The following is a 21,455-nucleotide window of genomic DNA, read 5'->3' as shown; positions in this document are numbered from 1 at the left end:
TAGGATGCGTTGGTCGCCAAGCGGATAGCCGGCGGTGCCGACGCTGCCATAGCGGCCGCAACACCGCACAACAGGCCGCGCGCACAGGATCAAGCGGAGTCGCAACCATGCTCAACACTTTCCAGCAATCAGCCCACCCGGCCTTGCCTACGGCTACGGCAGACGAGGCATCGCGCCAGGAATTCGCCAAAAGCTTCAAGGGCTTCATCCAGTCGGGCCTGCTGCCCGGCCTCACTCCCGTTTATCAGACCCGCGTTTCGCGCGCGTTCGAGAAGACCAATGGCCGCACCCCTGCCGACCGCCGCGATATCCGCGCCGGCATGGTCGATGACCTGTACTTCCAGCACTACGCCGCCGCGAACCGTATCGCGCAGGAACTGCTGTGGGAATCGGTAAATGGATCGGTCGATCGCCAGCTTCCCCAGCTGATTGAAAAGGCGAAGGAACTTTCCGCCTCGACGCCTGCAAAGCTTCAGATTCCCGAAGGCTTCGAGCCGCCACGATACGTGACCGCGCTCGACATTCACTGCATGCCCGGAGGCTACTGCTCGGAGGTCTGCGCCGACGACATTTCGGTCGGCGCGCTCTACGACCGGGGCGTATACCTTTATGCGATGGGCTATACCGGTCCTGACAACGACGACATGGGCCGCTCGGTGGTGAACTACCTCAAGCGCAAGATGCCCGACTTCAAGCCGCGCCGCATCCTCGACATGGGGTGCACCGTCGGCCACTCAACCCTGCCCTACAAGGAACTGTTCCCCGAGGCCGAGGTCTGGGGCATCGACGTGGGCGGGCCCGTGGTGCGTTATGCCCATGCCCGCGCAGCCGCGATGGGCCAGGAAGTCAACTTCGCACAGATGAACGCCGAGGATACGTCCTTCCCCGATGGCCATTTCGACCTCGTGGTCAGCCACATCCTGCTGCACGAAACCAGCGGCAAGGCGATGCCGAAAATCTTCCAGGAGGCCTTCCGCGTGCTCGCACCCGGCGGCATGATGGTTCACGCAGACCTTCCCCCGTTCGACCTCATGGATCCGTTCACCCAGTTCATCCTCGACAACGAGACCTGGTACAACAACGAGCCGTTCTGGGGCGCCATGCGCGACATGGACCAGGTGGCACTGGCCGAAAAGGCCGGGTTCGACCGCGCGGAAGTGCGCTTTGATACCGCCCCGATGGCGGTGATGGAATTCGCCGCAGCTGCAGCCGGTTACAGCCAGGAAGCCTCGGAACACGTCGCAGAACGTGATTTCACCGCCGGCGAATTCGCTCCCGGCGGCGGCTGGGAGGTATTGATTGCCCACAAGCCCGAGGAAAAGGCGCTCGCCGCGTGAACGATATGACCATGACTGAAGAACGCCCGCACGTCATCCGCCACGCCAAGGGCAAGCGCCCGCAGTTCTACGACACGCCCGGCCTCGACGCCGCGATGTCGATGATCATGGTGCTCGCCAACGAGATGTGCGTCCTGCGCGACCGCCTCGATTCCGCTGAGCGGGTGGCCAAGGGCTCTGGCCTCGACCTTGCCGCCGGGATCGAAGCGCTCGAACTGGATCAGGACGCACTGGAGCAGCGCGAGCAGCGCCGGCAGGACTTCCTGCAGCGCCTGTTCTACCTTCAGCTCAAGGACGCGGATGAGGCTGCAAAGGCGCAGACCGAGGCCGTCTATAACGAAACCATCGCGGACATCGCCCAGCAGTAACCGGCGCAGAAGAGCCCTTCGCCCGCTTTCGGGTGTGACCCGATAAGAACCCCCGGCGGAATATCCCGCCGGGGGTTCTTTCATTTTCGCTTTCAGATGGCGTCGGCAAGGCGCCGCAGTTCGGGGCCGATCTCGGTGCCGATACGGTGTGTGTCCGCCAGCCAGTCGAATCCGGTTACGAGGAAGTTGTCGATCCCGGCCTCGCGGTAGCGCAGCAGCGCCTTGACCAGAGTATCCGGCGATCCCACCAGGCACATCACCTGGAGCCGTCCCTGCGTTGCACGGGTCAGTCCGGTCCAGAGGCAAGGGTCCGCTGCCGCATCGTCGGCTTCAACGGCACGCTCTGCCGCATCCTGCGCCGCCCGGCCCAGATCGCGGCCGAGGGCGCCATGCCCCGATTGCCGCGCTTCCACGCCGCGCAGAAGATCGCGCGCACGGTCCCATGCGGCATCGTCGCTATCGGCGACGACAAGACGCATCGACATCGAAAAGCGCGGATTGCGGCCATGGGCTGCGGCGGCCGCTTTGACCTTACCCACAAGTTCAGCCACTTGCGCCGTGCTGCCGGGGCCAAGCGCGTAGACGTCGGCCAGTTCGGCTCCGTAGCGGATGCCCAGGTCCGAAGTGCCCGCCCAGAACACCGGCACGCGGCCGTTTACCGGGCGGACTTCGCTGCCGCCCTGCTCGAACCGATACCATTCGCCTTCGTGGTCGAGAGGCTGCTCTCCGGCCCACATGCGGCGCAGGACCTGCACGTATTCCCGGCTACGGTGGTAGCGCTCCTCCTTGGAGCGGTAATCGCCGTCGCAGCGCGTTTCGATATCGGAGAAGGCAGTGATGATGTGTACGCCCGCCCGCCCGCCGGAAAACTGGTCAAGCGTGGCAAAGGCGCGCGCTGCCATGGTCGGGGCGATGAAGCCAGGCCGGTGGGCGACCATGAGCTTCAACCGGCTTGTGGCGGCCGCCACCCATGTCGCGGTGACGAGGCTGTCGGCCGATCTGGCGTTCTGCCCGATCAGAACCCGATCATAACCGGCCGCTTCGTAAGCGCGCGCGCATTCGGCGACAAAGGCAGGATCGTAAGCCGTGGGCTCCGGGCTCGCTTCCGAACTGCGATAGGGCGAGATCAGACCAACGAGTTCGATGGGATGGCGGGGCATGAAAACAGTCCTTGGGAAACTGGCCTGGATGATCGGGCCTCAGGGTTCAGGCCTTGGCGTCCTGACTGATCTCCAGCGCCTCAAGCTGCGCCGGATCGAGCTTGTAGAAACACAAGGCGACAATGGCGCCGAGCATGGCCAGCGCGGGAACGGCAGATTCGCACAGCATGATCGCCATGACGGCCTTTTCGCCCTGCTGCGCGGCCTGACCGCTGGCGGAAGGCACATAGCCCATGGCGCCAAGGAAAACGCCCATCGCCGCGAGCGCCGCGGCGGACGACAGCTTGTCGAACAGCGTGGTGAAGCCCGCAAAGGCGCCCTCGCGGCGCTCGCCGCTCTGGACGTAGTCGTAGCGTACCGCGTCCGAAAGCAGGGCATAGGCGCAAAGGATCATGCCGCCGCCTGCAAAGCCGCTGGCAAGGCCGCGCACGCCGACGAGCACCATGCTTTCGCCGGGCGTAGCCAGAAGCCAGCTAAGCTGCACAAGCCCGAACAGCGCGAGCGCGGCCATGTAGCACGCCTTCTTGCCGACCCGGCCCGAAAGCCAGACCCACACGGTCATGCCCAGGACCATCATCACGGTCGCCATCATGAAATAAGTGCCCAGCACTTGGTCGCCGAGACCCAGTACGATCCGGGTGAAATAGGCGAGCGCTGCGGAACCGATCGCCGTGCCGAACAGCAGGAAGACATGCGCAATGGCGAGAATGCGGAAGGGCCGGTTGTCCCACGCCAGCTTCACCTGATGCCCCAGCGCGCTCAGCGGGTTGCGCCGAACCGCGACAGCGGAAACACGCGGCTGCGTGCGCGGTGCATCGCGCAGCAGCCGCACCGCCAGCAGGGTCGCCATAAACACCACAACGCCAACGACCACGGCCAGCAGCAGGTGCCCGCCGCGTGTCGGCCCGGTCATGCCGAGCAGCCATGCAGGCAACGTCGATCCGATCAGGGTGCCGATGGCATTGCCGTAAGTGCGCCAGGCCATGAGCCGGGTACGTTCATGCGGATCGGACGAGCTTTCGACCACCATCGCGAAACCCGGGATCGTCAGCAGGGTATAGCCGCTGGCGTGGATCGCCAGCGCCAGCGTTACGAAGACCTGCGCGAGGAGGATCGAGCCGAAATCGGGCGCACCGAACAACAGGGCAAGCCCCAGCGGCATGGCCAGGCCGCCCGCGAACAGGAAAGGCAGGCGCCGGCCCCAGGGCGTCGTCGCGCGGTCGCTCCAGGCGCCAATCGCAGGGTCCAGGAAGCCATCGTAAATCTTGACGAGCGCGAAGATCAGCCCCGCCGCGCCTGCCGAAATGGCGAGGCTGTCGGTCATGAAACGCAGGCCAAGCACGGTGACTACATTCTGGCCCGCCGCATGGGCCAGCGGTATCAGCAGCGACCCGAAACGGATGCGCCAGGTCTTGGAACCGGCCGGCGCGGCAAGTTCCTGCGGTGTCTCGATGCCGAGCGGGACTGCTCCTGCATCGGAAATGTTGCTGGTCAAGCCTATGCGCTCCTGCCCGGCATCCCAGTCGATGCCTTCAATGGAAAGGTGCCTGCAAGACCTCGCCGACCTTGCCGTTTCTGGCCACTCTCCGCACAGCGGACAGGCCAGCCTGCTACCCCTCCACGAGGGTCACGCTGACATCGGCGATGCCGTCTCGCAGCTTCTTGACCTCGGCATATTCAGGGGAGTTCCAGAAGGCCATTGCCGTCTCGGCATCGGGCCATTCCATGACGACAGCACCGCCGCCGTCATAGCCGTCGCCTTCGAGTACACGGCCCTGCCTGCCGCGCAGCAGATAGCGCGCGCCATGCTGCTGGGCGAGCTGCGCAACGGCAGGCGAATAGCCCTCCATGAAGGCCGCGCGGTCATGAACCTTGGTGGTGATGACGAACCACGCGGGCATTGGCGATCTCCTTTTGGCGGGACCGGGCCGCCAGGCGCCCGGTCCCGAATGCGTCAGCGAATCAGCGCTGCATCCTCGAGGCTCTGGAACATCGCCTGTCGCATCAGATAGGCCCGACGGCGTTCGTCATTTTCCTTGATCGCAAGAAATTCGCGGCGGCGGGCATCGTGCGCGGAGCCGGCGCCGCCGCTGATGAAGGCCATGTTCTGCTTGGTCTGCGCCTGCGTGAACGAATGCGTCACCTCGCGGCGCTGGCGTTCGTAAAGCGAGAGATTCAGCTCCATCGGCGCCTGCCCCTTGAGCACAGGCAGCATCTTTTCGAACAGATTGAAGGCATCGTGGACGCCCGAATTCATGCCGAAGCCGCCAAGCGGATTGTTGAGGTGCGCCGCATCGCCGACCAACATCACGCGGCCTTCGCGGAACGATTTCGCTACCCGCTGGTGGACCCGGTACAACGTGCGATGATGCGTTACCACAGAGGCACCGTCGCCGGTCAGGCGGTCGAAGATCGCGGTCTTGTTGGCTTCGGACGTCAGGTCCGCCTCATCCACCGCGCCGTTCACGGGCACCAGCACGCGCCACACCGACGGCACCTTCAAAAGCACCAGCCATTCCTGCGGGTCGGAAACGTAGTTCACCAGCGAAAGGTTGGGCAGATGCTGTGCAAGGTCGGTTTCGGTGGAAAGCGTCAGGAACCGTTCGGGATACGTGAAGCCGTCGAATTCGATGCCCAGCCACTTGCGCACGATCGAATTGGCACCGTCTGCGCCGATCAGGTAGTCGGCGCGGATCCGCTCGATACCCACCATCGTCTCGACCGCCATGTCGACGCCGGTGTCGTCCTGCTCGAACGAAAGCAGGCGGGTGCCGAAACGGACGTCCGCATTGGAACAGTTGTCCAACCCCGAAGCCAGCGCCCGCGACAGGTGATACTGCTCGCACTGGATGCGGAAAGGATAGCGGGTGACATCGCTCAGTTCGCGGAGATCGAATTCGATCATTTCCCCGGAACCACGGTCACGCCACTGATAGACGGGCGCCTTCAGGCCCTTTTCCAGCAGCATCGAGGTGATGCCGATCTGGTCCAGCATTTCCAGCGTCGGCGGATGGAACGTCGAGGCGCGCAGATCCTGCGCGCAGTCTTGACCGGCTTCGAGGAGGATCACCGAGATCCCCGCCTGCGCAAGTAACGTCGCCATGACCGTGCCGACAGGGCCGGCACCGGCAATCGCTACCTGGCAACGATCTTTCCCTGACATGTGTGATAGAACTCCATTCACAAGAACCGACATGCCTAGGCAGTGGCGGCTTGTCTTGCGGGACCAACCGGGACTCTATCCGACGCGCGGTGAGCCCGATCGGCGTGGCGATATTGGAAAGAGCGTTCAGCCCTGCGGTATCGTGGCTGGCGGCGGCGGCGCAGCATTGGTCGAGTCCAGCCAGGCCTTGAGATCGCGCGCGAATTTCTCGGGCTTTTCCCACATCGGGAAGTGGCCAAGATCGGGGTATTCGATCAGCTTCACCGGGGCATGAGTGAAGCGCGCGACGGAGGCCTGTGCGCCTTGCGAGATCACGTCGTCATAGCTGCACCATTGCAACAACACCGGCACGTTGACCGTCGCCGCCACGCCGCCCACGTCCGAGGTCTGGAACGCCTTGACGTTGGCCTTGATATAGGCGGCCTGTCGTTCAAGCGCGCCGGGCAGGTTATTCATGTCGTATATCTGGTCAACCATGCGATCGGTCGGCTTGAAGCCGGGGGGCGTGGTATCCTCCAGCATCAGCTTCCAGAACCAGTGCGAGCGCCAGTTCGGCAGCACCGCCTTGTGGAACGACAGCATCCAGGCCAGACGCGGATCGACCTTGCGGGTCTGGCTGGGCCGCTCCAGCGGCAGCATGGAGAAGGCCATCGCCGTCGCGTGCCCCGGATAGGCGCGGTTGTATTCAAGCGCCACGTTCGAGCCGTTGGAGGTCGCAACCACCGCGAACTTGTCGTAGCCAAGCTGTTTCAGCAGCCCGGCCATGAGCTGGGCCGAACGCGGAGTGGAATAGACGCCCGAAGGATCGGGCCCGGTCAGGCCATAGGGCGACCAGTCAAAGCGGACCACGCGGTAGCGGTCCTTGAGCAGATCGGCGACATTGTCCCATTCGTGCAGGTTGACGATCGAACCGTGCAGCATCACGACTACAGGCGCGTTCGCGGGACCTTCCTCGCGGACATGCATGCGCACGCCGTCTACCATGACGAAGCGCGAAGGGCCGTCGGCCCAGCGCTTTTCCAGTTCCGCCCGGTCGCTCGCACCGGCACCGGCCCGCAGCGCCAATACGCTGGCCCCGCCGACCAGTACCACTGCACCCAAAGCGGCGAGGAGGATGTTGCGTTTCTTCATGCCGTCACCGCTTCACGCGCGGAGAGGCCCAGGGTTTCGCGCAGGGTCGTGCCCGGGTATTCGGTGCGCAGCCGTCCGCGCTTCTGCAGGATCGGCACGACTTGCTCGACGAAGTCTTCAAGACCGCCGGGCATGTAGCTGGGCTGCAGCGTGAAGCCGTCGCATGCCCCGGCGTCGCGCCATTCGATCATCATGTCGGCCATCTGCTCAGGCGTGCCGAGAAAGACGTTGTGACCGCGCGGATGGCGCATGAAATTCGCGGCGAAGGCGCCAAGCGGGGTGCCCTTCTCCTGCGCCGGGGTAATGGCGCGGGCGATGTCGGCCCGGGGCAAAATCGTCTGGTCGAGAATGGTTTCGACCGGGATCATGCCCAGCGGATCGAAAGCGGTCAGATCGCAGCCCAGCGATTCCGAAAGATACTCGATCGCCAGCGCATCGTCAGCCAGGTCGAGGATCGCGGCGTGGGTAGCGCGGGCTTCTTCCTCGCTGCCGCCCAGCACGCAGGACAGGCCCGGCATGATCCGCACGCCGTCGGGGTTGCGGCCGACATCGGCGACGCGGCTGCGCAGGTCGTTGCGAAAATCGATCCCTGCCTCGATATTCGCGGCGGGGCAAAAGATGGCTTCCGCTGTGCGCGCGGCGAAATCGCGGCCGTCGGGGGACTGGCCGGCCTGCACCAGCACTGGACGGCCCTGTGGCAGCATCGGACCTTCGCGGTCCATCGCAGACCAGAGTTCGCAGGCTTTCGCGACCACTTCCTTGGCGCGGCGATAGCGCTCATCCTTGGGCGGCAGGTCGTCCTCGCCGAAGTTGGGCGCGGTGGCCGGGTGCGCGGTGGTGACGATGTTCCAGCCTGCGCGGCCGCCTGAAATACGCTCCATCGCGCCGAAACGCTCAGCCAGCATCTCCGGTGTGTTGTAGCTGGTCGAAACCGTGGCAACCAGGCCAACGTGGTCGGTCACCGCCGCCATCGCGGTAAGCAGGCTGACGGGGTCCAGCGTCGGCATTGCCATGCGCTCGGGCGTGTGGCCACCGGCGCCGCGCGACTGGAGCTGGTCACCGAAAACGATGGCATCGAAGCAGCCCTGCTCGGCCAGCTTTGCGACCCGGGCGTAGTAGTCCATCGAGAACACGCCTTCCGGGCGCGCGCGTTCGTGCATCCATCCACTCGGGAAGAAGCCGATACCCTGCAGGAAGGCCCAGAGGTGAATTTGCTTTTCCATCATGCGTTCTCCGGGATCACGGCGCCGCCGGGCTGGTTGGATGCAGTCTGCGGGATCGGCAGGCCAAGGCGGCGGCGCAGGTCGCCTGCCTCGTTGGCGCGGTCCTTGACCAGCGATGCGAAGCGCGCGCCGATCTCGGGCAGCTGGGCGGCGGCATCGGTAAGGGTGAAATGCAAGCCGTCGATCTCTCCCGCCTCAAAGCGAGCCAGGAGCGAGGCCACATCGGCCTCCGGCGAAACCTTGAGCAGGCGCTTGGTCGCGGCGGGCGCCGCGCCGTGCTCGCCGATCAGGGCGAGGTCGGCATCGGATATGGCGATCGGATCATCCCCGTCCACCACCAGCAGCGGATGGCCCAGCGGGGGGCGCATGGCATTGACCGGCCCCGCCACCTTGAAGAACGGACCTTCGTAATTCGAGGCATGGACCTTCGCCGCGTCCAGATAGCGTCCGCTTGCCTTGTCCAAGATCAGGGTATCACTGCCCCAGCCGTCCCACAGTGCGCGCGCGGCGCCGACCATGTCCTCGGCCATGCCGTCCTCGGCGCCTTCGGGGATGACCGACCATCCAGTGCGGCCTGCGCTCAGGAAGTCGATCGCCGACAGGGCGCGGGCGACATGAAACGGATGCGCGTTCGAGGCCGGAACCGTGGCGACAAGGCCAAGGCGCGAGGTCATCGGCGCGGCCCAGGCCAGCAGCACCTGCGCATCGAAGGGACGCGTCCCGGACCGGCCCATGACGAGAAGGTCCAGCCCGGCCGCCTCGGCAGCCCGCAGGATCGGCGCGGCGGTTTCGGGCACTGCGAACGTGGCCTCGGCGATCGAGGCGGAAAGGATGAAAGGTCTGGTCATACGATGATCACCGGTTCGTGAAGGGGATGAATGGGCTCACAGCCCGTCTCGGTAATGAGCACGAGGTCTTCGCAGTGGGCCGAGCCGCCGATGCCGGTATCGAGCGTCGGACAATCGACCGAGAGGATCATGCCGGGTTCGAGAACGATGTCGGGCTTGCGCCAGAAACCGCCGTGAACCTCGCCCGGCTCGTCGGTATGGGCGAGGCCGACGCTGTGCGGGCCAAAGCCAATCACGGCATCGTAGCCGGCCTTGCGGATGGCATCTTCGCCCAGCGCGGCGATTTCGGAATAGCGCAGGCCCGGCCGCAGCTTTTCACGAACGGCCTGCCAGCCGAACGCCGCGGCCTCGGCCGCGCGGGCGGCGATACGGGTCGGCTCGCCAACGAAGACGGTGCGCGCAAAGTCGCCGTGGTAGCCGAGATGCTGGCTGACGCCGTCAAGCATGAGCGTCTGCCCGTCCGCCACTTTAAGGCGCGAAAGTTCCGAGGAAACGCGGTCGACGTTGAGGAACACAGCGGTATTGCCGCGCGCGGCGGCCTCCATGCGGAACAGCGCCTGCAATTCACTGTGGCTGGCCCCGGCGCGGATGGCGCTGCCGACCGCGTTGAGTGCATCGACATTAACCTTTGCCGCATGCGCCATCAACGCATGTTCCAGCGGCGATTTAACGAGGCGTATCTCGCGCAGGATATTGTCGGCCTGCACCGTCGCCCCGGGATGGTCGTGGTGGTGGGCGACTTGGGCGATGACCGGATGGTCGAACCCTATCCGGCCCTGCCACAGGCCCAGCCCGCGCATGGCCGCAACGATTGCCGCCGCCGCATCGCCGTGTGCCGTCATGGCTCCGGCCTCGCGGGCAGAGATCGCGGCGCGGTGGTCCTCTGCAACTGTGAGCGGCGCGGCATCGCGCTGCGGCAGCACCGGCGCGGCCGGCACTTCGCCGGGCGTCTCGTCACCTTCGTCGCCGAGAAACGTATAGAGCCATATGGCAACGTCACCGCGATCGCGCCCGTCAGCCCAGCTGTAGTGGTGCAGGAAGCGGCTGGTAACGAGGCCCGGCTGCTGGGGACGCGCGCGGGCGATCAGCGCAAACGTACCCGGCGGCTGGCCCATGCGGGTGCGGCCGATCTGCGGCCAGTGGCCCAGCGCGTGGAACACGTTGACGGGGTCGCCCAGCACCATCCCTGCAAGGTCGTGCCGTTCCATGACGGCAACCGCACGGGCCAGGTTCATCGGCCCCTCGCGTTCCAGCGCTGCCAGAAGCGCGCTGTCGTCAGGGAGGAAGGATGTGTCCATGAAGGCGAGTATGAACCCCGCCGAGCGGCATTCCGGGGCGGGGGGATAAAACTATTCGCCTGCCGATCAAGTTTGCATGGAGGGGCAGTGGGTGACCGGCCTGCGATAGCCTCCACGTCATGAGCCAGCCCGAGACTTCGACCATCAACGAGATCGAACGCGCCTTCGTCCGGCTGGACGAAGGCCAACTGCACCTGCGCCGCTTGCCTGCTGCGCAAGCAGGCCATGTGCCGATGCTGATACTCCACCCGTCGCCGGCATCTTCGTGGTTCATGCAGGACCTGATGCTGGAACTGCGCAACGCGGGTTGCCTTGGCGAGATTATCGCGCCCGATACGCTTGGCAACGGCGATTCTCCTGCGCCCGGCCCCGCAGAACCGGACATCGCCTACTTCGCCGGTTCGATGGACCGGTTATGCACCGCGCTCGGCTTCGAGCAGGTGGACGCTTATGGCAGCCACACCGGCGCGCGTATCGCCTGCGAAATGGCGGCCGCCTATCCCGCACGTATTCGCCGCGTGGTGCTCGACGGCATCACCGAATACGAAGACGACTTGCGCGATGCGGTGATCGCTCATTACGCCCCTGTGGTCGAACCCGACGAATATGGGCGCCACTTCATCTGGGCGTTCAATTTCTGCCGCGACCAGGCGCTGTTCTTTCCGCACTTCATGAAGGACGCCGCGCACCGTCTCGCCGTGCCGATGCCGCCGCCGCAGGTGTTGCACCGCATGACGCTCGACGTGCTCAAGGCGCTCGATACCTACCCCAAGCCCTACATCGCCGCATTCCGCTACCGCGCTTTCGAGCACATGGCCCGGATCACCGCGCCCACGTTGCTGCTCAAGCCCGAAACCGAACTCGCCCTGCTCAACGCCTCGGTGAAGACCGCGCTCGGCCTGCTGGCTGACGGGCACGAGGCGGCAACCGGCGGATCGCCGGCGGCGAAGGCTGCCGCCATGATGAAATTCCTCAAGAAGCAGGTGCCATGACGATGCCCCGTTCAAAGAACGACGCCGCCGATGCCCGGCTCAGCATAGGCACCTGCCTTGGCTTCGGGATCGGCACGGTGGGCGTGTCGATCATGCTCAACACCGTGACCACCTACTTCCCGGCGATGATGTCCACCGTGCTGGGCCAATCGCCCGAAATCGCCGGCTACCTGCTGATGATCTCGAAGCTGGCCGATGCCGTGATCGACGTCGCCATCGGCAGCCTGTCCGACCGCGCCCGCACGCGCTGGGGCCGCCGCAAGCCGTTCCTGCTGGGAGGCGCGCTGCTGTCGGCCATCTCTTTCGTGATGCTGTTCGCACCGCCGATCATGTCCGAAGGTACGCTACTGGTCTGGATGATTGCGGGCCTGGTGATCTATTCGACGGCTTATTCACTGTTCAACGTGCCGTACATGGCCCTGCCCGCCGAACTGACCGACGGCTTCCACGAACGCACCCGCCTGATCTCGTTCCGCACCGTGTTCGTCTCGATCGGCCAGCTGCTCGCGATGGCGGGCACCGCATGGTTGATCCAGAGCGGCGGCGCGGGGCGTTCCGGCTTTGCGACGATGGGCCTCGTCATGGCGCTTATCATAGCCGGCTCGATGACCGCCACCGCGCTGGCGGTGCCGGTAAAGCACGGAACGGCGCCGAAAGCGGGCCAGCATCTCCCCGGCTTCGCGCAGATTCGCGCGATTGCCCGCAACCGGCCGTTCATGATGCTGCTGGGCGCCAAGGTATTCCAGTTCCTTTCCTTCGCCTCGGTCGCCTCGACGATGCTGCTTTACATGCTCAACGTGGTGGGCGTGGGCTACAGCGGGCAGATTGCCTTCGCGGTAACCCAGAACGTCGTTACCGCGCTGGCCATGCCGCTATGGGTCTGGACCGGCAAGCGCTTCGGCAAGCGCCGCACCTACCTTGCCGGGGTAGTGCTGTTCTGCCTGACCACGCTGAGCTGGCTTTTCGCCGACCATTCGATCACCACGCTGGGCATCGTCGTGCGCGGTATCTTCGGCGGCCTCGGTTCGGGCGCGATCATTCTCATGTCGATCTCGATGCTGGGCGACACCCAGGCCTACGACCGCCTTCTGACCGGCGAGGCCCGCGAAGGTCTGCTGTCGAGCGCCATCGCCGTGATCGAGAAAGTCAGCTTTGCACTCGGCGTCGCAGTGCTCGGCATATTCCTCCATGGCCTTGGCTACGTGCCGACCACAGGCGGCGCCATCGTTGCCCAGCCCGCAAGTGCCCTGCTGGCTCTGAAGCTGGGTTTCTCAGTGATCCCTGCGTGCATGTTCGCGATCAACGGGCTGTTCCTGTGGGCCTACGACCTTGACGAGGACAAGCTCGCCTCGGCCCGGCTCGAAACCGCCGAAGGCACTGGGAACGCCTTGGCATGAGCGGATACCCGAACAGCGGAGAGTCCATGCTCCGTCAGCGCAGCGGACAAGACGAAGCGCATGCTACCGCCATGAACGAAGTCCCCGCGATCCAGCGCGCCTATACCCGTTGCCGCCACGGCCAGATGCATTACCGCATCGCCGGTCCGGCGCAGGGTACACGCGTTCCGGTCGTGTTGCTGCACCAGAACCCCTCCTCGTCCTATGAGTACGAGCCGCTTATCCGCGCCTTGGCGACCGACCGTCTGGTCGTGGCCCTCGACACGCCCGGCTACGGAATGTCGGATGCGCCGCCCGCCCCTCCCGGCATGGCGGGCTATGCGGCCGCGTTTTCCGACGCGCTGGACGCTCTGGCGCAAGACGGCATCCTGACCGGGCCGGTGGACCTCTACGGCTTCCACACCGGCACCTTGCTCTCGTGCGAACTGGCGATCGCCCGGCCGGACCGGGTACGGGCGCTCGGCCTCACCGGCATTCCGATGTTCGACGAGGCCGCGCTCGCACAGCGTCTTGCCGCCGCCGACAATTTCCCGGCGCCGGACGAAAAAGGCACCGTGATCGGCGACCTCCTTAGCAAGCTCTGGACTTACGTGGTCACGAGCCGAAACCCGGCGGTTTCACTGGAAAAGGCCGCGCTGAACTTCGCTGACAAGGCCCGCGTGCTGGACCGCTTCACCTGGGCCTATCGGGGCGTGTGGTCCTGGGATTTCTCCCGCCTCGAACAGGTCACCCAGCCCGCGCTGCTTATCCAGCCGGCCGAAGACCTTCTTTCCGTTTCCCTGGAGGCTGCCGCGCGCATGCCTTCCTGCCGTGTGGTCGAACTTCCCGATCTCGACCGCGATATCTTTGACATTGCTCCGGAGCGTATTGCCCATGAACTGCGTGACTTCCTTGACCGCATCTGACATCCCGGTGGCCGAGGTTTCGCACTCGGTCCTCCATCCCGAGTTCATCGCCGCCGAAGTAGCGCGCCGCTATCCCATCAAGGGCGAGCTGACCTGTTTCCTGCTCTACCGGGGCATGAACGACGTCTACCTCGTCCAGGACGAGGAAACGAAGTACGCCCTGCGCGTCTGGCGCAAGACCTACCGCGATGTCGACGATGTCGCCTACGAACTCGATTTCCTCGATTATCTGCGCCAGCAGGGTTTTCCCGCCTCGGTCGGCGTGCCGCAGCATGACGGCAAGCTCTACTTCAAGGTCGCCTCGCCCGAAGGCGAGCGCGCGATCGCGCTCTACGACTGGGCGCCGGGCGTGAAGTTCGGCGATCGTCTTTCTGAGGAAACCGCCTTCCGCATCGGCGCGGCCATGGCGCGCATGCACCTGCTCGGCGATAGCTGGGCCGGCAAGGATCACCAGTTCTCGACCGAAACGGCGAAGGACTACAACATCTGCATGCCGGCGCTGATCGATTTCGTCTACGACCGGCCCGACGACCTTCGCGACTATCCGGTGATCGCCGCCAACCTCGACAAGCGGCTCGACGAACTGGCCGCCTCGGGCAAGGTCCCGCTGGGCGTCTGCCACCGCGACTTCCATCCCAGCAACGTCCACGTCGCCGAAGACGGCGGCATCACCCTCCTCGACTTCGACGCAGCGGGTGAGGACTTCCTCATGCAGGACGTGCAGAACTTCGTCTGGGGCAACCTGTTCTACGGCTTCGATCCCAAGATCGGCGAAGCGTTCGAGGACGGCTATCAGTCAGTCCGGCCCTTCACCAAGGAAGAGACCGACAATACCGAACTGTTCCTGATGGCCAAGGCGCTGCGCCTGATCGCGGGTATGGCGCATAGCTCGACCGCCGTGGGCCGCGGCACGCTGCGCTTCCGCAACCTGGACTGGCTGGGCGACTATGTGAAGACCCGCGCCCGCGCCTGCGGCCTGCTCTGACCATGGCGCAAGGCATCAGCCCCAGCGCAATCGATCTGACCGAGGCTCCGGCGGCAAGGCCCGTCGGAGCGGCCGGGGGATCGTGGCCGGGCGGCAAGTCCGCCTGGGTCATGGTCTTCATGCTGTTCCTCGCGGGTGTCCTCTCGGTCATCGACCGGGCGGCACTCAACATCCTCGTCGATCCGGTGCGCGCCGATATCGGCATCGGGGATGAGCAGATCGGGCTGTTGCAGGGCCTTGCCTTCGGGCTGTTCTATGCCTTCATGGGCTTGCCGATGGGGCTGCTGGCTGACCGCGTATCGCGCCGCAACCTGATCGTCGCCGGCATCGCGCTGTGGAGCGTGGCGACGATCGGCAGCGGTCTGGCGCAGACTTTCGGCTGGCTGTTCACCGCCCGCCTCATGGTGGGCCTTGGCGAAGCGGCGCTGGGCCCTGCCGCGATCTCGCTGATCGCAGACCTGTTCTCGCCTGCGCAGCGCGGGCGGCCAATCTCCTTCTACATGATGGGCCAGGGCCTTGCGAACGGCATCGCCATTTCGCTTACCGGCCTTCTGGTGACGGCGGCGGGCGCAGGTGCATTCCTGGGCGTGCCGGTGATCGGCCATCTGGTTCCGTGGCGGATCGTCTTCGTGGTGTTCGGCGCCGGCGGCCTGGTCGTGGCGCTGGGGCTGCTCGCCTTCACGCGTGAACCTGCGCGGCAGGTCCAGGCCGCTACCGGCGCTGCCGCGCGCATGCCCGGCGCGGCCGAAGCCGCATACTTCTGGCGCAATCGCGGCGTGCTGTTGCCGCTCTATTTCGGTTTCGCAACCTGCTTCACGGTCGCCTACGGCGCCTCCGCCTGGGCGCCGACGATGCTGCTGCGCGGCTACGGCGCCGACGCCGCGTTCCTCGGCAAGTGGCTGGGTCCGCTGTCGATCCTGTTCTCGGCGATCGGGCCGCTGATCGGCGGAACCATCCTTGACCGTTCGATGCGATCCGGCCGGACGATGGCGCGCTTTGCGATCCTGTCGATCGCGCCGGTCTTTGCGCTCCCCTCGGTGCTCGCGGTGCTGGCGGGTGAGCTTCATCTCGCCACCGTGCTGGTGGCATCGTCGAATGCTGTGTTCTCGGTGATCGGCACGGTGATGTTCGCGACGTTGCAGTCGGTGGTTCCACCGCGCATGCGCGGCTCCGCCATTGCGCTGACACTGGTGCTCAACACCATCATCGGCGCCACTCTCGGCCCGCTGATGGTCGCCAGCGTGACGGAGCGGGTACTGCACAATCCTGCACTGGTGGGCTGGTCGATCGCGGTGGTCTGCACGCCGTTCCTGCTGATCGGCGCGGCGCTTTATGCGCTTGCGGGCCACACCATGCGCCGCGCGGCAGCGCGCGGCGACAGCGAATGCGCCGGTCTGCTGTCCAGCGGAGCCAACTAAACGAAAATACGTTCCGGGGCGGGCGTTGTCGCCCGGCCCCGACAATTGACACAGGGGGGAACAGCGATGACGGTCGGTCGAATTCTCAAGGCTGCGGGAGGGTTGCTCCTTATCGTGGTAATCTTGATGGCATTGGTGCTGCTGACGATGCGGCTGGGCTGGTGGAACCCCTCGTATGAGAGCGTGAAAGCTGCGCAGGCCACCGCGCCCTCGACCTTCGAGCAGGTCGGCACCGCCAACCTCCACATCCGCGACGAAGGCCCGCGCAGCGGTCCGGTCGTCATCATGCTTCATAGCTCGATGACCAACCTGCGCGAATGGGACGGCTGGACCGATGCCCTCAAGGACAAGTACCGCGTGATCCGCTTCGACTGGCCGCCCTACGGCCTTTCGACCGACAGCGCCCCCTCCTCCGGCATGCCCGGCGTGGTCGCCCTGCTCGAAAAGCTGGTCGAAAAGAAGGGCCTCACCCGCTTCGCGCTTGTCGGCACTTCCAGCGGCGCGACCGTCTCGACGCTCTACGCCGCCAAGTACCCCGAAAAGGTCACCGCGCTGGCGCTTTCGGCGCTGCCGCTCAAGGCCCCGCCGCCCAGCGATTTCAGCCGCGTGATGTGGGCCATGGTCTGGACCCACGAGAATTTCGTGCCCAACTATTACCCGCGTTTCTACTATCGCCGCGCCTTGTCCGAACTTTACGGCCGGCCCGAACGCCTCACCGACGCAACGGTGGACTGGTACTACCAGACCAACAACCTCCCCGGAGGCTTCGCCCGCGTGAAGGAATACTACGAAACCAACAAGAAGGTGGTCTGGGCAAAGGGCGCGGGCGACGATGCAGCGCGGGTCAAGGCGCCCATCCTGCTGCAATGGGGCGATGTCGACCCGGTTCTGCCCAAGTACCTTGCCGCCGATGCCGTGAAACAGTTCTCCGGCACCAAGGTCGATGTGATCCATTACCCCGATCTCAGCCACTACCCGATGCTGGAACTGCCGAAGGAAACCGCCAGGGATTTGCGCACCTGGCTGGACCGCACCGTGCCTGCGGGCGCCCCGCAGTGACGGCAGCCCCGGACATTGCCGGCAACTGGGCTCTGCACGGCAGCGCCCTCGGCCCCGAGGGCGACACGCTGTACGAATGGGACGGCGAGATGACGCTTGCCGCCAGTGCAGAGAGCTTCGCCGTCGCGATCGAAACAAAGGGGTTAAAGACCTCGCGTTCGATCAGCTTCGCCGAAAAGCTGACCGCCCTGCCCTCGGGCGAATGGCACTTGCGCTATGGCTACGAGGCCGATCAGGCGCATTTCGCGACCGAAAGCCACACGTTCTTCGGCCTTTCGCAACTGACCTTCGCGCCGGACCTGCAAAGCGCCGAAGGAACCTCGTGCAACTACAACGGGCGCTACGTGGTCATGCAATTGCAGGCCAGGCGGCAGGAACCGGCGTGAGGGTGGGATCGTTCGCGGCCGGGCTTTTGCTCGCGGCGCTCACCGCCCCGTCCGCAATCGCCCAGTCGGCGCCAGCCCAGCTTGACGACGCGGCGCTGCGCAGCCGCTACGCACTGGCTAACTCGCAGTTCGCCGAAATCGACGGCGAAACCGTGCATTATGCCGCGCAAGGCAAGGGCCCGGCGATCCTGCTGGTCCACGGCTCCTTCGCCAGTCTGCGCCAGTGGGACGAATGGGCCGCGAAACTCGCGCGCCGTTACCGGGTGATCCGGTACGATCAATCCCCCGCCGGACTCTCGGGCCCCAGCCCCGCCAGGGACTATTCCATCGAGCACCGCATTCGCGTGATCGATGGACTGATGGACCGGCTGAAGATCGACCGCTTCGTGATGGTCGCAACATCCAGCGGCGGCCTGCCCGCCGCTGCCTACGCCGCCGCCCGGCCGCAGCGGGTGCAGGGACTGGTGCTCAACAACATTGCGGTTGGCCCGGTAAAGTTCGACCTCGATGGTATGGCGCCCGCGCTCAAGGCCGCACTGGCCGAAGATCGCACCCACCCCGGCTGGCACGCCCCGGAATACTGGCGCCAGATCCTGCTGGCCAATGTCACCGATCCCTCGCGCATCACGCCTGCGCTGGTGCAGCAGTGGACCGATCTCAACAGCCGCCTCTCGCGCGATCCTGCCATCGGCAAGGCCGTGGCGGCCTCCACCTCATTCGCGCGCGCGCCCGGCGACTTGCGCGCGATCGCCGCGCCCACTTTGCTGCTGTGGTCCGCCAATGACCATGAAACCACACTGGAGCGCGACGGCAGGCAAGCGCTCGACCTTCTCGGCAGCAAGGATAAAACGCTGGAGGTGGTCGAGGCATGTGGACACATGATGCCGTATGACTGCCCTGACCGGGCGCTTGCCCGCGTGACACCGTTCCTGCACCGCATCACTGGCAAATAAAAAGGCCGCGCCGTGCCCGGCGCGGCCTTCTGTCCAGATCAATCAGGCACGGATCAGGCCATCGCGGTTGCCAGTTCGGCGTCACGCTCGGCCACTTTCGCACGCACAAGCGGGATGAGATCGCGGCCGATGGCGATCACATCCTCAACCGGATCGAAGCCGCGCAGGATGAAGGCGGAAACTCCGGCGTCGTAATAATCCATCAGCGCATCGGCGAGTTGCTCGGGCGTGCCCACCAGCGTGCCGGAATTGCTCTGCCCGCCGCGAAGCTGGTTGATGCCGTTCCAGAAACACTTTTCCAACCGGTCGCCCCGCGCCGCGAGTTCGGCGGTCCGCTTAAAACCGTCGGCCTTCACCGCGGCGGTGTTCGGCGCCAGCTTGCCCATATTGGCGGCCACCGCCTCGCGGATTTCGTCGGCGCGGGCCCAGGCCGCTTCCTCGGTATCGGCGATGACGATGCGGATCGACATCAGGAAGCGCGGACTGCGGTCATAGGGCGCGGCGGCCTCGCGGACTTTTTCGACCACTTCCGTCATGCCTGCGACCGTGTCGGACAGAGTGGCGAAGGTGTCGCAATATTCACCCGCCACTTCGAGCGCCGCCGGGCTCATGCCGCCGAAGTATACCGGGACTGTGCCCTGGGTCGGTTTGATCGCCGCGAAGCCACCATTGAAACGGAACCACTTGTCCTCATGATCGAAGGGCGTCTCGCTGGTCCACATCCGGCGCAACACCGCGATGTATTCCCTGGCGCGGTCATAGCGCTCGACCTTGGTCTGGTAATCGCCGTCGGCCTGGGTTTCCTCGTCGCTGGCGGCGGTGATGATATGGACACCGACACGGCCCGGCATCAGCCGATCAAGCGTGGCGAGCATGCGCGCCGCCATCGTCGGCGGAATGAAGCCGGGACGGTGCGCCAGCATGACACCAAGCCGCTTGGTATGGGCCGCGACATATCCGGCGATGGTGAAGTTGTCCGGCATGATCGCGGCATTGGCGACCAGTACCTTGTCATAGCCCCAGGCGTCGTGAAGCTGTGCCATCTGCGCGATGCCTTCGGGATCAAAAGTCTCGAAGGGAACGGGATGCGTCTCGCTCGAAATGTTGTGGTTGAGCAGACCGTTGATCTCGACCGGCATGAGCGCGGGGCCCTCCCTGATACTCGTTGAAGGCCCAAGTCTATGCTGGGTGATAGCCGGTAGAAATCGCCCTTTCCAAGTATCCGACAGGTGGACCGGGCTGGCCGGCCCACCTGTCAGGCAGGATTACTTCGTCGCAGAGCAGGCGTACCAGCTGCCGATCATCGCCCGTCCTTCGGGATGGCCTTCGGTGAAGAAGTCCGCCCGCTCCGGCTTCAGGAAGAACGTGCCCTTGCGGTAACCCACAAGCACGTCTTCAGCATCGAACCCTGCGTCGAGCGCAACCTTCATCCAGTCCGTCCGGGCCAGCGAGGTCATGAACGGTTCGTTGTTGTAGTGGCTCTCGAAGTCGCAGCGCATCTGGTCCCACAGCGACATGTGCTCATGGCGCGGCGGCACGTCGACGTGGCACATCACCCCGCCTTCTCGCAGCAAGCGGTGGCATTCCTTGAAAATGCCGCGCATCCCCTTGGCCGAAGTCTCGTGAAGCACCGCCGAAGAGCAGACGAGGTCGAAGCTGCCATCCTCGAAGTCGGTATGTTCGGCGTCCTGCTGGCTGAAGTGGATCGGTGCGCCCATCGCCTCGGCGCGGGCGTGGCCGTAGCGCAGCATCGGCGCGCCGACATCCAGCGCGAAGACTTCCGCATCGGGGAAAGCCTGGGCGATCGCCACGGTGGAATGGCCCACCGAGCAGCCGAGATCGAGGATGCGCTTCGGCTTGAAGTCCGGATAGAAGTCCTGGACATGGCTGGCCAGCGTATGGCCTCGCCCGTCATTCTTCCAGCCGCCGTTAAGGTTGCGCAGGTACGTGGAAGCGAAACGGTCGTAAAGCGCGCCGGCGCGGAAATCGCCCTCGGCGGTGTCGACGGTATAGCTGCCCGGCATCCGGTGATGGTCGAACGCGGAGATGTAGCGCGGGATCGCAAGGTCCGGGTTCAGGCGAAGGCTGCCTTTCGGCTCGGCCACCTGCGCCTCGACCTTGGCCGAAAGCTCCTCGAACTGGCGATCAATGGCGCCGTCGAGCGAAAGCCAGATGCGGTCCTGGTAGAACAGCGAAAGCGTCAACCAGTACTGGTGCAGCGGATGCGCTTCCAGCGCCTGGCGGACCTGCGTGCTGGAAGTCGGCTTGCTGCCAGTTTTCTTCTCGATGCTGGGTACGATCACTTCGTCCAGCAGGCGGCGGTCGAGCGGGTCGAGATTCTTGCTGGTCCACGCACGCATGGCGAGGAAGTGGTCCTCCATCGCCTGCTCGTCATGATTGGACTGCGGCATGACGGCATGACCGAAATGTTCCTGGCGGAACTGTTCCATGGCTTAGGGCTCCCGTTTCAGGTTAATCGCGGGCGACGGCGTCAAGGACGCCTTCGTAGTCGTGCTGGTCGGCCAGTGCCTCGGGCATCAGCTTGTCGCGGGCAGAGCCCAGCACGCGGTCGTAGATACCTTGCCGGTAGGCGGCGCGGTGCGCGCGCGCTTCGGCATCGGGAGCGAATGTGTCGATATCGGCGGGTCCATGCAAGTCCGCAGCCTTAAGCAGCCGCTCGTTCGCGTCGAGCCGGTCCTTCAGCACGACCACTTCGCCCAGCAGCGCCAACACCAGCCCGGCGAGGGCATCGACCGTCTCGCTTTCGAACACCACCGGCTGGCTGCCCTTGGACCGCGCCTTGCGATCGAGGTTCATGCGCTCTGCCATCAA

Annotated in this window: 21 protein-coding genes; 10 read left to right on the top strand and 11 right to left on the bottom strand. The window is 65.1% G+C overall.

The genetic code is table 11. The annotated features are described in order from the left end of the window. The first annotated feature begins 107 nt into the window (after positions 1 to 107). A complete protein-coding gene (locus TQ38_RS23375) occupies positions 108 to 1,337 on the top strand; it encodes a class I SAM-dependent methyltransferase (protein ID WP_043970031.1) in 1,230 nt (409 codons plus the stop codon). Between the two features lie 11 nt (positions 1,338 to 1,348). Then, entirely contained in the window at positions 1,349 to 1,705 is a 357-nt protein-coding gene (locus TQ38_RS23370) for a hypothetical protein (protein ID WP_240198069.1), read from the top strand. Positions 1,706 to 1,797: 92 nt separating this feature from the next. On the opposite strand, the gene TQ38_RS23365 is transcribed toward TQ38_RS23370, so the two are convergent. The 8 genes from TQ38_RS23365 to TQ38_RS23330 all read right to left on the bottom strand — a co-directional run bounded on the left by TQ38_RS23365 (position 1,798) and on the right by TQ38_RS23330 (position 10,528). Then, positions 1,798 to 2,865 carry an LLM class flavin-dependent oxidoreductase gene (locus tag TQ38_RS23365; RefSeq protein WP_043970030.1) on the bottom strand — a complete coding sequence of 356 codons (1,068 nt, stop codon included), beginning with the start codon at positions 2,863 to 2,865 and terminating at the stop codon, positions 1,798 to 1,800. A gap of 46 nt (positions 2,866 to 2,911) precedes the next feature. Continuing rightward, positions 2,912 to 4,360, bottom strand: coding sequence for an MFS transporter (locus tag TQ38_RS23360; RefSeq protein WP_043970028.1), 1,449 nt, complete (start codon positions 4,358 to 4,360; stop codon positions 2,912 to 2,914). Between the two features lie 115 nt (positions 4,361 to 4,475). Further along, positions 4,476 to 4,766, bottom strand: coding sequence for a DUF1330 domain-containing protein (locus TQ38_RS23355; RefSeq protein ID WP_043970027.1), 291 nt, complete (start codon positions 4,764 to 4,766; stop codon positions 4,476 to 4,478). A gap of 53 nt (positions 4,767 to 4,819) precedes the next feature. Then, positions 4,820 to 6,028 (bottom strand): NAD(P)/FAD-dependent oxidoreductase, encoded by a 1,209-nt coding sequence (locus tag TQ38_RS23350; RefSeq protein WP_043970026.1) that lies wholly within the window; start codon positions 6,026 to 6,028, stop codon positions 4,820 to 4,822. Between the two features lie 126 nt (positions 6,029 to 6,154). After that, positions 6,155 to 7,159 carry an alpha/beta fold hydrolase gene (locus tag TQ38_RS23345; protein WP_043970025.1) on the bottom strand — a complete coding sequence of 335 codons (1,005 nt, stop codon included), beginning with the start codon at positions 7,157 to 7,159 and terminating at the stop codon, positions 6,155 to 6,157. Beyond that, positions 7,156 to 8,385, bottom strand: coding sequence for an LLM class flavin-dependent oxidoreductase (locus TQ38_RS23340; protein WP_043970024.1), 1,230 nt, complete (start codon positions 8,383 to 8,385; stop codon positions 7,156 to 7,158). Before TQ38_RS23340 ends, TQ38_RS23345 begins: the two co-directional genes overlap by 4 nt. Beyond that, a complete protein-coding gene (locus TQ38_RS23335; RefSeq protein WP_043970023.1) occupies positions 8,382 to 9,230 on the bottom strand; it encodes an LLM class flavin-dependent oxidoreductase in 849 nt (282 codons plus the stop codon). The genes TQ38_RS23340 and TQ38_RS23335 overlap by 4 nt, the downstream gene beginning before the upstream one ends. Continuing rightward, positions 9,227 to 10,528 carry a Xaa-Pro peptidase family protein gene (locus TQ38_RS23330; RefSeq protein WP_043970022.1) on the bottom strand — a complete coding sequence of 434 codons (1,302 nt, stop codon included), beginning with the start codon at positions 10,526 to 10,528 and terminating at the stop codon, positions 9,227 to 9,229. The genes TQ38_RS23335 and TQ38_RS23330 overlap by 4 nt, the downstream gene beginning before the upstream one ends. 119 nt (positions 10,529 to 10,647) lie before the next feature. On the opposite strand from TQ38_RS23330, the gene TQ38_RS23325 reads away from it, so the two are divergent. The 8 genes from TQ38_RS23325 (at position 10,648) to TQ38_RS23290 (ending at position 18,623) form a co-directional block, all read left to right on the top strand. Then, positions 10,648 to 11,520, top strand: coding sequence for an alpha/beta fold hydrolase (locus TQ38_RS23325; protein ID WP_043970021.1), 873 nt, complete (start codon positions 10,648 to 10,650; stop codon positions 11,518 to 11,520). Next, entirely contained in the window at positions 11,517 to 12,917 is a 1,401-nt protein-coding gene (locus tag TQ38_RS23320; RefSeq protein WP_043970020.1) for an MFS transporter, read from the top strand. Before TQ38_RS23325 ends, TQ38_RS23320 begins: the two co-directional genes overlap by 4 nt. A gap of 26 nt (positions 12,918 to 12,943) precedes the next feature. Beyond that, a complete protein-coding gene (locus tag TQ38_RS23315; protein WP_043970019.1) occupies positions 12,944 to 13,822 on the top strand; it encodes an alpha/beta fold hydrolase in 879 nt (292 codons plus the stop codon). Continuing rightward, on the top strand, positions 13,800 to 14,807 hold the full coding sequence (locus TQ38_RS23310; protein WP_240198184.1) for a phosphotransferase enzyme family protein: 1,008 nt from the start codon (positions 13,800 to 13,802) through the stop codon (positions 14,805 to 14,807). Before TQ38_RS23315 ends, TQ38_RS23310 begins: the two co-directional genes overlap by 23 nt. A gap of 2 nt (positions 14,808 to 14,809) precedes the next feature. Then, positions 14,810 to 16,225, top strand: a complete 1,416-nt coding sequence (locus TQ38_RS23305; RefSeq protein ID WP_240198068.1) for an MFS transporter — start codon at positions 14,810 to 14,812, stop codon at positions 16,223 to 16,225. Positions 16,226 to 16,291: 66 nt separating this feature from the next. Then, complete coding sequence (locus TQ38_RS23300) at positions 16,292 to 17,284, top strand: alpha/beta fold hydrolase (protein ID WP_043970017.1); 993 nt, start codon at positions 16,292 to 16,294, stop codon at positions 17,282 to 17,284. Further along, positions 17,281 to 17,670 carry a hypothetical protein gene (locus tag TQ38_RS30150; RefSeq protein WP_043970016.1) on the top strand — a complete coding sequence of 130 codons (390 nt, stop codon included), beginning with the start codon at positions 17,281 to 17,283 and terminating at the stop codon, positions 17,668 to 17,670. The genes TQ38_RS23300 and TQ38_RS30150 overlap by 4 nt, the downstream gene beginning before the upstream one ends. Then, a complete protein-coding gene (locus tag TQ38_RS23290) occupies positions 17,667 to 18,623 on the top strand; it encodes an alpha/beta fold hydrolase (RefSeq protein WP_052505490.1) in 957 nt (318 codons plus the stop codon). Before TQ38_RS30150 ends, TQ38_RS23290 begins: the two co-directional genes overlap by 4 nt. Positions 18,624 to 18,676: 53 nt before the next feature. On the opposite strand, the gene TQ38_RS23285 is transcribed toward TQ38_RS23290, so the two are convergent. The 3 genes from TQ38_RS23285 to TQ38_RS23275 all read right to left on the bottom strand — a co-directional run bounded on the left by TQ38_RS23285 (position 18,677) and on the right by TQ38_RS23275 (position 21,452). Further along, positions 18,677 to 19,762: an LLM class flavin-dependent oxidoreductase gene (locus TQ38_RS23285; RefSeq protein WP_043970015.1), complete on the bottom strand. Its 1,086-nt coding sequence runs from the start codon at positions 19,760 to 19,762 to the stop codon at positions 18,677 to 18,679. A gap of 126 nt (positions 19,763 to 19,888) precedes the next feature. Beyond that, a complete protein-coding gene (locus TQ38_RS23280) occupies positions 19,889 to 21,073 on the bottom strand; it encodes a class I SAM-dependent methyltransferase (RefSeq protein WP_043970014.1) in 1,185 nt (394 codons plus the stop codon). Positions 21,074 to 21,095: 22 nt separating this feature from the next. Further along, positions 21,096 to 21,452 carry a hypothetical protein gene (locus tag TQ38_RS23275; RefSeq protein WP_043970626.1) on the bottom strand — a complete coding sequence of 119 codons (357 nt, stop codon included), beginning with the start codon at positions 21,450 to 21,452 and terminating at the stop codon, positions 21,096 to 21,098. Positions 21,453 to 21,455: the final 3 nt, after the last annotated feature.

The sequence above is a fragment of the Novosphingobium sp. P6W genome, from assembly GCF_000876675.2.
In the GTDB taxonomy this organism is placed as follows: Bacteria; Pseudomonadota; Alphaproteobacteria; order Sphingomonadales; family Sphingomonadaceae; genus Novosphingobium.
This window is presented reverse-complemented; position numbering and strand designations above follow the sequence as displayed.